The organism is Brumicola pallidula DSM 14239 = ACAM 615 (assembly GCF_000428905.1).
GTDB lineage: Bacteria > Pseudomonadota > Gammaproteobacteria > Enterobacterales > Alteromonadaceae > Glaciecola > Glaciecola pallidula.
Genome location: NZ_AUAV01000008.1, coordinates 252,521 through 266,234 on the forward strand (window position 1 = coordinate 252,521; position 13,714 = coordinate 266,234).

Genomic DNA, 13,714 nt, shown 5'->3' on the forward strand with positions numbered 1-13,714 from the left:
CATATTATTAATTGACTTCGAAGTCATTAGTAAATAAACTTTTTGTTCATTACGGTAATTAACCAACGGGTCACTACAATGTCGAGTTATCAACACGAAAAGCAGTTCGTATTAAATTATTTTGCCGATATGGAAAGCGCAAATGCCGAGCAACTAGTTTCGGTGCTAGAAAAACATGTAGCCGATGATTATGAGTTTTATGGTGTGTACCCATTTAATAAAATTGATAATTTAGGAGACGTTGCTAAGCAAGTTTGGCAGCCTTTGTACAAATCATTTGCTAATATTCAGCGCAGACAAGACGTGTTTATGGCCGGTACTAATGAGGTCAGCGGCGAGAATTGGGTAATGAGCATGGGGCATTTCATGGCTTTATTCGAGCAGGATTGGCTGGGTATTAAGGCATCGCGCAAAGTTGTGATGTTAAAATATGCTGAATTTAACTGCGTCGAGAATGGTAAAATAACCAAAACAGGATTGTGGCTAGATATCATAGGGCTAATGCAACAAGTAGGCATTCATCCATTACCACCACAAACCGGTTCATCAATATTGCACCCCGGCCCACGACATCATAACGGTTTATTGTTTGATGAGCATTTGCCAGAAGAAGCCGAGCAAACACTAGCCGTATTGAATACGATGATTGAAGATCTGAGTAAGCTTAATGCTAGTGGTAACGATCGCGCTGGCCCGGAGGTAATGCAAAAAAATTGGCACGAAAATATGGGATGGTACGGCCCGGCTGGCATTGGTTCTACGTATACTATTGCGCGTTATCAAGAGCAGCATATGTATCCATTCAGAGAAGGGCTCAGCGACAAGGTATTTAATGGTCATGTGTGTCGTTTTGCGGAAGGCCAATTTGCTTGCTTCTTTGGTTGGCCAAATCTTTCTAATAAATCTAGCGGTGGTTTTTTGGGAATGCCCAGTGGTGATAAGCGCGCCGACATGAGAATTGTAGATGTATATTACCGTGAAGGTGACAAGTTGTTAGAAAACTGGGTACTTATGGATATTCCTTATTGGTTAAAACAACAAGGAATTGATGTGCTGGCCAGAACAAGTACTATTTTAAATCCAAAAGTATAAAACCCTTAGTCTTAATATGTGTGTTAATAGGAATCTTCTTTAATGTCCACTGAGCTAATAGAAAAAGAACTTTACCAATGTAAAGAAAGAATCAAAAACCTGAGCCGAGTTCAGTATGATTTCGAGCCGGATAAGGTCGAAAAGTGCCTTTTAGATTTGTTTGCCACAACGGCTAAAGTGCAACTATGCTTTCCATTTGAAGATTTAGATGGTGCAAAGGGTTTGTTCGCCGACGCCATGATGCCATTATATCGATCAATGCCAAATATAGAGCGACGCGACACCATTATTATATCGGGGATCACCGATAATGGTAACATTTGGGTTGGGTGCTGCGGATACTACTGCGGTACATTTGAAAAACCTTGGTTAGATATTCCAGCAACAGGTCATATAGCATCGTTACGTTTTCATGAGTTTTACCAATTCGAAGATGGCAAAGTAACGCAATACCAAGGTATTTGGGATATCCCTGAGCTTATGCTGCAAGCTAATGCATGGCCATTAGCGCCCAGCCTTGGCAGAGAGTGGCAAGTGCCGGCGCCAGCAACCTCAGACGGGATTGAACGTCCAATTCACGACAATGCGCAAACTCAACAAGCTAAAAATATCGTCAATGACATGTGCATTGGACTTGGCAAGTATGCCGAGGGTGGTGTAGAAGCGATGCAGCTTGATAAATACTGGCATCCAAAATGTTCTTGGTACGGGCCTTCGGGTATCGGTACAGGACGCTCAATTAGCGGCTTTCGAGATTGGCATCAAATCCCCTTTTTGAATGGCCTGCCGGATCGTGTTGGCGATCCTAGTAGAGGTCACTTGTTTGCCGATAATAACTATGTGGCTTTCACAGCGTGGCCTGGGATGTATATGACGGTAAGTGGTTCAGGCTGGCTTGGCATTGCTCCTGGTGATCAAAAAATAACCATGCGCAGTCTCGATTTTTGGCGTGTTGAAGGTAATCTCATCCGTGAAAATTGGGTGTTAGTTGATTTGTTATCGGTATACGATCAATTAGGTGTAGACGTATTTGCGAGAATGCGGGAGTTTAATAAAGCGAGGCAGCGTTTTTAAAAACACATAAATTGTGGGTTGGGTAGGCGATGACTTCGCAGTCGTTAATTTCTATATTTTGATAATATGATTTTCGTTAAATTCTTACATAAATTCCTCATTTTAACTCAAAAAACGAATAAAACGCTTCTTTATTCCTTTCCTATGTCTTTTTTAGAGTATTTTTCCTTGATTTAATATTGAATTCGAAGTATTTTTGATACAAATCTTTTTTTTAACAAAAATAATACAAGTATCCGGTCGCACGATTACGCAGACAAATTAGAAATTGCTTTAGGACGAGACTTATGAAAAAAAAATACAATATGCTATCTAAAACAACCGTTGCTCTGGCAGTCGCAAATGCGCTTGTTATGTCGGGCGCATATGCCCAAGTAGAAGCAGAAAAGGAAATTGAAATAATAGAAGTGAGTGCTACAAAGCGCGTTACTAATATTCAGGACGTGCCATTAGCAGTCACTGCTATTAGCGGTAGTGCATTAGTAGACATGCAAATTACCAATGTAATGTCGTTAGAGAAAGCAATTCCTGGCGTAACGATTACGAGTTTTGGTAATAATCCACAGATAATATTACGTGGCGCAGGCAGCGCAGGTACCACCGATATTGCAGTTCCTATCTACCACAATAACATGTACTTACCTACCACCGGACAAGCGCTTGCAGGTTATTTGGATGTTGAGCGTATAGAAGCGCTTCGCGGTCCTCAAGGGACTTTATTTGGTCGCAATACGTTTGGTGGCCTAATTAATGTCATCACCAAAAAGCCTGAGCTTGAAGAGTTTTCATTCGGCGGCGCGGTAACACTCGGTGATTTTAATTTAGTAAAAACCGAAGGTTTCGTGAATGTTCCTGTTAGTGAAAATATCGCTTTTCGTATTACTGCTGCCGATGAAAAACGCGACGGTTTTGTGGAAAACATCAACAATCCAGCTGGAGATATAAAAGACTCCGATTACACCTATGTGCGTGGTCAATTGCTGTTTAAGCCTACCGATAACTTATCTATTAATTTAACCGCAGCGCATTGGAAAGACACTGGTAACGGCAGCCTGAATTTTGGTTATAAGCCGGCCGGCATTCCGCTTGATAAAGATGATCCTACTCTCATCAATGCCGCTAATGGATTCTTAGATCCTCGTTTTGGTGTCTATGAGGGCTGTGCTGATGGTTCACCGGACAGACCCGGTGGCAGAACAGTTTCAGGTGGTAACGTTTGTGATGGCGACCCTTTTGCTACTATCGTGCCGGGCGCGAGAACCATTGACTATGATTACACGCCTAATCGAGAGCTTGAGGAGACCTCATTTTATGTAAGTATTGATTGGGAAGTTGCTGAGCACAGCGTATTAGTGAATGCTGCGATGTTTGACTACCAGTCAATTAACTTGATGGATGCTGATCTTTCTGGCCTAGCTTCTTGGGTAGACGGAAACTATAGCACCAGTAAATCAAAGCAGCTTGACGTAACTGTGTCGTCTTTGTTTGATGGTCCCTTGCAATATACTGCGGGTGTATATTATTTTAATAGTCAAGATCCAGCCAACCGCTCAGCTTATATTTTTGGTAGCTTAGTAGACTCTTATTCAGGCTATGCAGGCGCTACTCCTGACACGCCGTCTTGGGCCTATTGGAATAGTGAAGGCCGTGGTGGCACTAAATCAACCGCCTTATACGGACAAGCAACCTATGCGTTAACTGAAAAGTTAAACCTGACTGCGGGTATTCGTTACACTGAGGATGACCGAGAATCACAAAGTGCTGATCCCCTCAGTTTTGGCGATACAGCAGCGCGCTTAGGGCCAAAACTGCCAACCCGTACTTACGGCATTAAAGAAGTACAACGAGGCGTAGATGAGAATACTGATTATCGTTTAGGTGCAGATTATAAAGTCAACGCCGACCTCATGGTTTATGCAACGTATGCCACAGCCTATATTGCTGGCTCAACTGACGTTGCAACGCAAACGCTGCTAACTCCACAAACCAATAAAGCATTTGAAATAGGCGCAAAATCAACCTTATTAGACGGTGATTTACGTTTAAATGTGGCGGCTTATAGTGGCAAATTTGAAGGGCTAACAACCACCGCCTTTGTTGAACAGGGCACCACTGGTGTTGCTGTCGCGACGCAGGTTCCCGGTGGATCCATTTTATCAAGAGGACTCGAAGTCGAAGGTTTCTGGGATGTTACTGATGCGCTCGTTGTTGATTTTGGTGTGTCGATTGATATGTCCGAGTATGACCAATTTATTGTCGATGCAGGTAACCTAGTATGGAATTATGGGGATGGTCCTGTTGGTCCTATTGGTTCGGAAACTATCAATGAGTCTTTTGTTTATGTAGTTGATGGTCAAGATACTCCCTATACGCCTGATATGACAGTAGGTTTAGGTGTTTCTTACTTTATCGACTTAGGCGATATGGGCACCATAAAGCCACATGTTTTTGCGTATTACAATTCTGGCTTTATCAGTAATCGTGCACCAGTATTTTTTGCTGACCAGAGCGCCTATACCAAACTAGACCTCTCGGTAAAATGGGAATCTGTTGATGGCAATTATAGCGTACAAGCTTATGTCAATAATGCCACCGACGAGCTGATTAAAACCTATACTGAGATATTCAGTCGCGCTCGAGTTGCATACGACTATAATTCCCCGCGTAACTTTGGTGTGAGGTTTGCGTATAACTTCTAAGCTTTAAAGTTGTGCACTGCTAGTATATATTGGCCTACATGACGTAGGCCTTTTTTATTGCTAAGCACGCTCAAAATATAACAAGGAATGCAGTGAACCAACGAGTCGCTAATCAATTACAACAAGGTTTTCAGTTACTACAAAACGAACGCTTACTAGATGCTCAACTGATATTCGAAGATATCTTAAAACATGAGCCTTTAAATCAGCACGCGTTGAATCTACTGGGTGTTGTATTCATTCAAATGCAGCAAGCCGAGAAAGCCATCCCGCTATTGGAAAGAGCACTGACTGTCAATGACAAAGATGCGCAAACCTTCAGCAACTTAGGCCTCGCATACAAAGATCAGCATCAGTTCCAAGACGCTGAGAAAGCGTTTAACTCATCTTTAAGCTTGAACACCCAACAACCGCAAACGCTTAACAATTTGGGCAATGTATTAGCCGCGCAAGACCAGCATAAACAAGCCGTTTTAGCGTTTGATGCAGCCCTTAAAATTGACGCCAATTACCCTGAATGCCTGTCTAATTTTGCACAGTCATTAAAAGAACTGGGCAACTTAGCAATTGCCTTAAAAGCCATTGACCATGCCAACCATCTGGTACCAAATAATAGTTATTTTCTAAATGTTAAAGGTGAAATTCAATTAGCAAAAATTGATTATCATAATGCGCGGCAAAGCTTTGAAAAAGCGATAGCGCTAGATAATTACATGCCTGCACGTATCAATTTATCTACGGCACTAAAGCAGCTTGGCAACTATGTTAAAGCAAAAGACTGTTTACAATCTGCTATTGAGCATGAACCCAACAATAGCGAAGCTTACAATCATCTTGGGGTACTCCAAGAACAACTGGGTGAATTTGATTCAGCGGCTAACAGTTTTCGAATAGCGCTAACGCATACTCCTAATCATGCTAGTTCATTTTATCAGTTAGCCAAGCTTAAAAATCAAATATTAAGAATTGAAGAAGTCGACAAAATTACTGAACTACTGTCTGATAGCTCGACACCAAGTGTATTCAAGGTGTCTTTATTTTTTGCATTAGGAGTTTATTATGACAAGACCAAAGAATATGCCTTAGCGATCAAAAACTATGCATATGCGCAGCAAATAAAAGCACAAAAATTTCCATACAACGCGAAACTAACTGAGCAATATCGAGCGACAGTGGAAGGTATTACGCTAACTACGTCGGCTGATGTTAGTCTCGCCCAGATTCATTCTATTTTCATTATTGGTATGCCGCGCTCAGGTACCAGTCTGGCAGAGCAAATATTGGCCTCTCATTCGCAAGTTTTCGGAGCCGGTGAACTCGGTTACATAAATGATTTAGTTAAAAAAGCAGAACAAATTACTAACGCATCGTATCCTTATTGCTTAGCTAAACTGAGCCATTCACAACGCACTGAATTTGGCCGGCAATATAAACAAAGGATGCTCGACACCTTTGGGAATCACTCTTTTTTCACTGACAAAAATCCGCTTAACTTTAATTTTGTTGGCTTTATTAAAGCTATTTTGCCTGATGCCAAGTTTGTGTACTGTAAGCGTAATCCAACCGACAATTGCCTATCTATTTTCAAGCTGCCGTTTGATGATAGCCAAGGTTACGCACACGATCTGCACGCTCTAGGCCACTATTATCGTGAGCATGAACGGTTAATGGCTTTTTGGACGTCTATGTATAGCAAGGATATAACGACAGTAGTTTATGAAGAAGTTGTTAATGACCAGCCAAGAATAACCGCACAATTACTGGCATTTTTAAGTCTTGATTATGAAAAATCGACAGAGCGTTTTTATCAAACACAACGGTTGGTGATGACGCCAAGTGCTGAGCAAGTTAGGCAACCTATTTACAGAACGAGTGTTGATAGCTGGCAAAAATATGGGGACGTGCTGCAACCGTTACTGCAATCTCTCGAACAACACCGTGTTAATAAATATCGAGAGTAGGATATTCCACATGGTTTGAGAAACTAACATCAGGTTTCGTGGCCTTGTGAATACGTTGATTTTTATCAGTGCGCAAATCGTCTGTTAGCGGCCCTGAATCAACAACAGAAATGATGGTTAGCGTAGACATAAGTGAGTTTGAGATCTACTACGGGCTCAGTTACTTAGACGCTATAATCGTTAAATTAACCAGTCAAATAAGAATAAAAATATGAGACAAACCACGAAATATGCCAACAAATAGTAGGACGCTCTGTCTATCCTTCCTGGTATTAAATACCAGCCATCCTGCATTTCTGGATAGTCCATTTTGCGGAAAAACTCGGCTTGCCCTTTTACCGTGTATTGATGGTTGTGCGCTTTGAATCCTTCAATTGATACGCTCGCTATCCAGGCCACTACTATACTTACAGCGCCTCCAATTAGACAATACCAGGGCCAAGCAATGTCATAGTACTGGTCAGCAACGAACAGTGACAAAAAGCCCATTGCAATGCCTATAAGGAGCCCTTTCTCATTCGTATGTTTGGAGTAGAATCCTAAGAAAAAGGCGCTTAATTTAGCACCCACAAAAAAAGATCCAATCTTACTAAGAATTTCAAGTACAGAACCCGCAGAGCCGACGAACAATATTGCGGGGATAATAATTAAAACAGCCCAGATTAATGTAAATATCCGTGACGCTTTAAGATAGTGGGTGCCGGTTTCATTTTTTTTAAAAAATTTCTTATAAAAATCGATTGTAGTTACCGTTGCCATCGAATTTAGGCTTGAATCGAGGCTTGACATTGCGGCAGCAATCACCGCAGCAGTAATCAAGCCCATTAAACCTGGTATTTGTGCCACAATTGCAAATTCAAGAATGATTTTATTGCTATCTTCGAACACCTTACCCTGGTAGTAGTTATGTAATAAAACGCCCAGTAGAAATAAAAAGAAGAATATTACGAATGCGGCATAACCCATAAAAATATAAGATTTTTTTGCATCCGCCATTGTTTTTGCTGCCAATGTTCGCTGCACCATCATTTGATTTACACCATATACAACCACATGATAAATCGACATTGCGACAATACCGGTCCAAATTGTAGACACGACAGAGGGATCCGTTGAAGTGTTGAAAGCATAAGTCATGCCCGAGGCCTTAAGTTCGCTTAATGCTCCAATAAGACCGCCAGGCAACACATTTATCAATGCAAAGAATATTATACATAATCCAAGCAATAGAATTACTGACTGCGCTACATCAGTCCAAATTACTGCAGACATTCCTCCCATCCACGTATAAGCCGTAGCGATAACTGCGACTAATAAAATGGCTAATGTAACATCAAGACCAGTAACAAAGCTGATAACCAATGCGGTGGTGTAAAGCATGATCCCTGAATATGCGATGTTACCAAACAAAAATATGCTGGAGATTAGTGTTCTTGTTGTGAGTCCAAACCTTTTCTCAAGGTAGTCGAATATGGACGCGACCCCAAGATTGTAGAAAAAAGGTAAAAATAAAGTAACGACAATAACGACGGCAATTGGATAATTCACGTGGATCAGTAGTACCGACATACCAGTTTCGTATGACCATGCAGGGGCGCCTAATAATGATAAAGCGCCAATATACGTGGCGGCAACAGACATACCAATAGCCCACCATGGAGTTGATTTGTCGCCGACGTAGTAGTCTTGATCTGACTTCACACGTTGACTCAAAACAACTCCAAGGAAAAGAGTACCAATAATATATACAGCAACTATAAGCCAATTTAGAATGCCGAAACTCGTCATCTCGTTTTCCTTATATTTTACTTAACTCTGACGGATCTCTCTTACACGCTTGAGTATGTCTAAACCTTGCATAGAGAGAAAATGAAGGATGTCGATGTATACCCAATTTTCCGCTAATTTATCGCCATCGCGACGGTAAATATCCACTACTCGCATGTCAGCAGGTATATCTGATGCAGGCATGCCTAAAAACCCGCCAGTCGACTTCATACTTAAATTTGGCCAGCCAAACCAACAGGCAAAATCACCTTCCGCGAATCGACAAACATGGCCGTTAAACTTTATATCACCTAAGTGTCTTTCAAATGGTCCTTGGTGCTGATGCTGGTAGCGTTCGACCGTGTATGTTGAACCTATCCCAGAAGGACCAAACCAATACATATTATCGTGCCAAGTTTGACGTAATTGCTCATCAGGACTACCCATACCAGAGCCAGTTAGGTCGTCACACATTTGCGTGACCAAGGCTAGAGTCTTAGCTGACATAGTTGGATTTTGCGCATTATGTAGCAATCCATCGTGGGTTGCTGGACCAGGGCGAATAATATCAGACGCCGTTTGCTCGGGTAAAACATTCACACCCGCTTGTTGCATGACGCTGATAATATCGCAGAAAAAGGCGACCTCTGATATTTTACCATTTTCAACTTTGGTAAACTCAACATAAGGAATAAATGTTAATTTGTGCGTGGCTGGGATCCCTAACCAATTGTTGTCAAATAAACCTGAAAAGTGACCACTGCTGCAAACCCATTCGCCATTTTCAATAGCGTTGGTGCCGGCCATAAAAATGTCTTCTCGACGATGAAGGGTAGTAAATGCTTTTTTTAATGGTGCCCAAAAAACGGCAGCCACATTGTCTGCTCCGTACTGCTCGTAAAAAGGATGCATCCCGCGCCACAAAAATTCTGGCACCATGTTGTCAGTAAGCACAGAAATAGCATCATCTGCACTAGCACCATCGAGCGCCGCTTGATAGCTACGCACTGTCTGTTTTATATCTTGGTAATCTGCCATTTTACTATTTCCTCAGTCAGCCATAGTTTGCATGAGTACGTCCAATTCATTGAACATCATCCACTCTTTGACAATCTTACCTTTGACGATAAAGTGCTGGGTTATACCCCAAAACTGTATCTGTTTGTTTGATGCTTCACCAAAAACGCCTGCCCCAGAATGTACAGCGTCGAGACTCCAACGCACAGATGTAAGGTAACCTTCCACTTCATTACCTGTCCAATAAACTTCATCTACTTGTGCATTACAGTCGGTTAGCGCGATATGCAGGTCTTTTAATAAACTTAGATAGCTGTCTAGGCCTGTAAATTGTCTATTATTAGAGCCGATAAATTCGATATCTGCTCGATAAAATAGACTAAGATCAGCACCTGTTTGCTTGCCTAACGTACTGCTAAATGCTTCACGACAGAAAGCATCAGGGTCAAATCCAACAATTGGTTGGGCGAGCGAAATTGCTTGTCTAGGACTACCTGCCTGGCGCAAGTTTTGCCACGTATGTTTATCCCTAGGCCAGCCAGGGGTGCTTTTGTCAGCCACCATATTTCTTGCAGTTTGCTTTAAGTCTAAGCCTAATTGTTGTATTAACGCGGCAGTATTGTAGAGGACGTGTTCAAGGTAGATTTTATTGTCTTTGGCGACACAGTTGGCAATCAACGGTACCTTTACCCGCCTGCCTGTTGCTGACCCAAACTTGCTATCACCATCGTTTGTGCCGACCATATAAACACGATGGGAGGTATGATATCCAAGTTCATCATTGCCTGCCCAAACAATATCATCGGTTATCAATTGAATATCTGAAAATGCGCCAGTTGTTGCATAAGTATCTGCAATAATTTTTTTGTTGCCACGCTGCAGACCAAAATCATCAAAAACATAGGAATCATTTGAATAAGTATCGCCTATGTAATCTATATCTCGGTCTTCCCATATTTTGTAGGTAATACGCACAATATAATCGATTATATTGGGGTAGATTTCTTCAAATCCAGCCATTGCCTGACGTGGCCCAAACGATTCTGGGATGCGTTTTTCTTCAGGAAGCCAACCGTCGCCAAATGCCTTTCGACCGAGATAAGATGACAATGAAATATTCGTAGTCGTAGGCATATGCTCCCGCGTCAATGGTGCGGTAAGAATTTGGTTAACACTTTGTTTATCAGACATGTTTAATTTCTTAATTATTCAATTAACACAAATGTCACATATAATGACTGCGAATGCAAAGAAATACTGTCGAATATGTTTAGTAACTCTTTTTAGGTACAGTTATTAAAATTTCGTCACAAAAAATAGAGTTTAGACTGAGTTACTCAAATAAATTGTTGGCTATTTTTATTGAGAAAACCACTTAAGATCATGCGTTATGACCTTATTAATACCCTGTTGGTTATAGTCTTGTGAAAACCACTTATGTGGACTGATAGTTAATGAATGCGTATTACCTTCGTATTCAAACAAGGCTACTTTTGAATTTATTGACGTTAATGAATAGGCTAATTTTTTATTCCAAAAAGGCGGAGAATAGTAATCACGGTCGGAATAATGCAGTGTAAGTGGTTCGCTTAAAAACTGTGGATAGTTAATAGCATCCATCTTGAAGTAAGCGTCTTTAATATCGGTTGGGTGCTCAACACTGACTTTGCCTGAGGTATCCGTCATAAGTGTGTAATTACTCGTAGTTAGCTTATTAGTATGAAGTATTTCATACATCTGATTATATTTATTAATGAAGGCGAGTTCGACCGTGCTTATCGACCAAACGTCTTTTTGCCACGACCATGTATCTGGATCAACTGTATTAATCCAATCAGGCGGATAAGGAAATTGAAAATTAGGGTTTATTTCGCCATTTTTTCCCGCTGCGGTTTTTGTCCATGTGCCATCGCCCGACATAAATGCTTCTGGGCTCGCGGCCATGGCACCGTAGAAACCACCTTGAACTAAACGAGGTAGAAAACAGCCCGAAAATATTGATGCTGAAGCGATTGTATTTTTAACGCTAGATTGCTCACCGGCGATGGCGAGCATAACCAATGCGGAGTCTCCTCCCTGAGAATGCCCTGATAATACAACCTTATTCATGTTTACTTTCAGAGGCTCTTGGCGAAATTCAATTAAAGCTAAGCTCTCTAGGCTATCGAGTGCATTAAGCATATCTATGGCATAAAATATAGGGCTGACATAACTCGCATTATCCCAGCGCTGCATGAACTCTATTCCTTGAGCAGGAACTCCGTTTACTGTGCCATGTCCACGCCAGCCAGGGGTAATTACCACATATCCCTGTTTTGCCATATTATCGATGTACTTTGCTTGACTTCCTTTTTGCTCAAGAAAGAAATTAAACAAAGGTGCATTATCAATCCCAACCCAACCATGGCTATAAAATAAGACTGGGTAGCCCTCTGCAGGGGCAGGTTGGTGCGGAATATCAATACGTGCATAGTTAGTTAATTCATCACTTTCATAGCTGAGCATAAAGGATGAATAACCACTACTGTTATTGCCCATAGCTGAACGTTTTACAAACTTGCTGCCATATTGCCTGTTGCGTAAATGCGGTATTGATAAGTTCGACAAGTCGCCAATGTCTGGCGTTGTCCAATCCATTATTAGTGGGTGTTTTTGATTTGAGTTTGCACTTGAACGAGAACAAACGATTAAGGAGCTTAATATTAAAATAGTTAATATTGTTTTTACCAACCAAATACTCTTACTCATCTTCTGCTTACCTCATTGTTGAACTTGCTTTTTTTGTTCAAATGTCGCTTAAAATTATCTAATAACCTCAGCGGCACATCAAGTATCAGGTAAGAAAATGAGCAGTGGTTTATTGTTAATTCCTTACGGGCCCTACCGTCTTTCCTTGAACCAACGCGCCAGACCATACGCGAAGTTGAGCTGGATTGTCAGGCGCCGCTATTTGCTCAACCAAAATATCCACAGCGGCTTTGGTCATTTGCTCTATCGGCTGCTTAACCGTAGTGAGTTGGTAACTATGCCAAAACACGGCGTTCACACCGTCAAAACCCACGACAGATAAATCTTCTGGAACGCGTAAACCACAGTTCTCTCTGGCTTCATCTATCACCCCGATTGCCATGGTGTCATTGCTGCAGACAACAGCGGTGGGGGCAGAATGTGATGCCATATAATTCGAAAAGGCCTGACGCCCAGACTGATAACTAAAATCGCCACAGGCTACTGGCACATCGTTGATACCTTTATCGGTGAGCGCTTTAATCGCTAATTCACAGCGTTCTTGGGCCACGTCAGAGTCCTCTGGCCCAGCAAGGACCAAATAATCTTTGTGTCCAAAGTCATGTAAAATATCGACTAGCTCAAAAATACCTTGCTCATGATTGCAACAAACAGAACTTGCTGAATGCCCAGCCACTCGCCGGTTATAAAGTACAACCGGGATTTGATGCTGTTTAAATTTATTGATACTTTTATGATCAAAATGGGCTGCAAGGGCTATCACGCCATCGACTTGAAAAGTCCATATGTGCTCTAAAATATCGTCTAAACCGGCCGCATCGTCTAAATTAAACAATAATACGCGTTCATTTTTTTCTGATAAACGTTCGTTCAGCAAGGACAATACTTCCGGATAAACAAGGTTAACCCGTGAAGATGAAATAACCGCGACCATCCCTGACCGTTTTGTGATCAGCATTCTCGCTATAGCATTGGGCTTATAGCCCAGTTCATTTGCTGTGGCTAAGACCTTTTCTCTGGTTTTATCAGACACACTGCGACCCGTCTGAAAAGCCCTAGAAACTGCCGATTGCGACACGCCAGCAACTTTGGCGACATCATAAGACGTGACGCGTTTATGTTTATTCAATATTATTTCTCGTATCTTCTCAGTCTTATGTCAGCTTGTTCTTTATGTCCAGCAAATCCTTCTACGGCGCATAATCTAGAACAGTAATTGCCAACCACTACAGAGGCTTCTTCAGTAATATATTGGAAAGTACATGTTTTAATGAATTTCCCAACCCATAATCCACCAGTATAGCGTGCTGCCTTCTTAGTTGGTAGTGTATGGTTTGTGCCGATGCATTTATCGCC

10 protein-coding genes are annotated in these 13,714 nt (G+C 41.6%); 4 read left to right on the top strand and 6 right to left on the bottom strand.

The window, feature by feature from the left end; genetic code table 11:
• The first annotated feature begins 78 nt into the window (after window positions 1–78).
• The 4 genes from G399_RS0102745 (at window position 79) to G399_RS0102760 (ending at window position 6,826) form a co-directional block, all read left to right on the top strand.
• The gene (locus tag G399_RS0102745) at window positions 79–1,092 is read left to right on the top strand and encodes a hypothetical protein (protein ID WP_006009418.1); all 1,014 of its coding nucleotides are present in this window, start codon (window positions 79–81) and stop codon (window positions 1,090–1,092) included.
• A 42-nt stretch (window positions 1,093–1,134) separates the two neighbouring features.
• Window positions 1,135–2,166: an ester cyclase gene (locus tag G399_RS0102750; RefSeq protein WP_006009419.1), complete on the top strand. Its 1,032-nt coding sequence runs from the start codon at window positions 1,135–1,137 to the stop codon at window positions 2,164–2,166.
• A gap of 287 nt (window positions 2,167–2,453) precedes the next feature.
• The gene (locus G399_RS0102755) at window positions 2,454–4,865 is read left to right on the top strand and encodes a TonB-dependent receptor (RefSeq protein ID WP_006009420.1); all 2,412 of its coding nucleotides are present in this window, start codon (window positions 2,454–2,456) and stop codon (window positions 4,863–4,865) included.
• A 92-nt stretch (window positions 4,866–4,957) separates the two neighbouring features.
• Entirely contained in the window at window positions 4,958–6,826 is a 1,869-nt protein-coding gene (locus G399_RS0102760) for a tetratricopeptide repeat-containing sulfotransferase family protein (RefSeq protein ID WP_006009421.1), read from the top strand.
• A 180-nt stretch (window positions 6,827–7,006) separates the two neighbouring features.
• Here G399_RS0102760 and G399_RS0102765 read toward each other — a convergent pair whose 3' ends face one another.
• The 6 genes from G399_RS0102765 to G399_RS0102790 form a co-directional block, all read right to left on the bottom strand.
• On the bottom strand, window positions 7,007–8,614 hold the full coding sequence (locus G399_RS0102765; protein ID WP_006009423.1) for a sodium:solute symporter family transporter: 1,608 nt from the start codon (window positions 8,612–8,614) through the stop codon (window positions 7,007–7,009).
• Window positions 8,615–8,635: 21 nt separating this feature from the next.
• Window positions 8,636–9,631 (bottom strand): ester cyclase, encoded by a 996-nt coding sequence (locus G399_RS0102770; RefSeq protein ID WP_006009424.1) that lies wholly within the window; start codon window positions 9,629–9,631, stop codon window positions 8,636–8,638.
• A 12-nt stretch (window positions 9,632–9,643) separates the two neighbouring features.
• Window positions 9,644–10,801 carry a nuclear transport factor 2 family protein gene (locus G399_RS0102775; protein ID WP_006009425.1) on the bottom strand — a complete coding sequence of 386 codons (1,158 nt, stop codon included), beginning with the start codon at window positions 10,799–10,801 and terminating at the stop codon, window positions 9,644–9,646.
• A 168-nt stretch (window positions 10,802–10,969) separates the two neighbouring features.
• Window positions 10,970–12,358 (bottom strand): alpha/beta hydrolase family protein, encoded by a 1,389-nt coding sequence (locus tag G399_RS0102780; protein WP_006009426.1) that lies wholly within the window; start codon window positions 12,356–12,358, stop codon window positions 10,970–10,972.
• A gap of 115 nt (window positions 12,359–12,473) precedes the next feature.
• Window positions 12,474–13,487 carry a LacI family DNA-binding transcriptional regulator gene (locus G399_RS0102785; RefSeq protein WP_006008899.1) on the bottom strand — a complete coding sequence of 338 codons (1,014 nt, stop codon included), beginning with the start codon at window positions 13,485–13,487 and terminating at the stop codon, window positions 12,474–12,476.
• 2 nt (window positions 13,488–13,489) lie between these two features.
• The coding region (locus tag G399_RS0102790) for a histidinol dehydrogenase (RefSeq protein WP_026843394.1) at window positions 13,490–13,714 on the bottom strand (225 nt) is incomplete at its 5' end.

Bases quoted from the DNA above. Each gene is read 5' to 3' on its own strand.
- G399_RS0102745 (WP_006009418.1), top strand. From the start codon at position 79: ATGTCGAGTTATCAACACGAAAAGCAGTTCGTATTAAATTATTTTGCC.
- G399_RS0102750 (WP_006009419.1), top strand. From the start codon at position 1,135: ATGTCCACTGAGCTAATAGAAAAAGAACTTTACCAATGTAAAGAAAGA.
- G399_RS0102755 (WP_006009420.1), top strand. From the start codon at position 2,454: ATGAAAAAAAAATACAATATGCTATCTAAAACAACCGTTGCTCTGGCA.
- G399_RS0102765 (WP_006009423.1), bottom strand. From the start codon at position 8,614: ATGACGAGTTTCGGCATTCTAAATTGGCTTATAGTTGCTGTATATATT.
- G399_RS0102770 (WP_006009424.1), bottom strand. From the start codon at position 9,631: ATGGCAGATTACCAAGATATAAAACAGACAGTGCGTAGCTATCAAGCG.
- G399_RS0102775 (WP_006009425.1), bottom strand. From the start codon at position 10,801: ATGTCTGATAAACAAAGTGTTAACCAAATTCTTACCGCACCATTGACG.
- G399_RS0102780 (WP_006009426.1), bottom strand. From the start codon at position 12,358: ATGAGTAAGAGTATTTGGTTGGTAAAAACAATATTAACTATTTTAATA.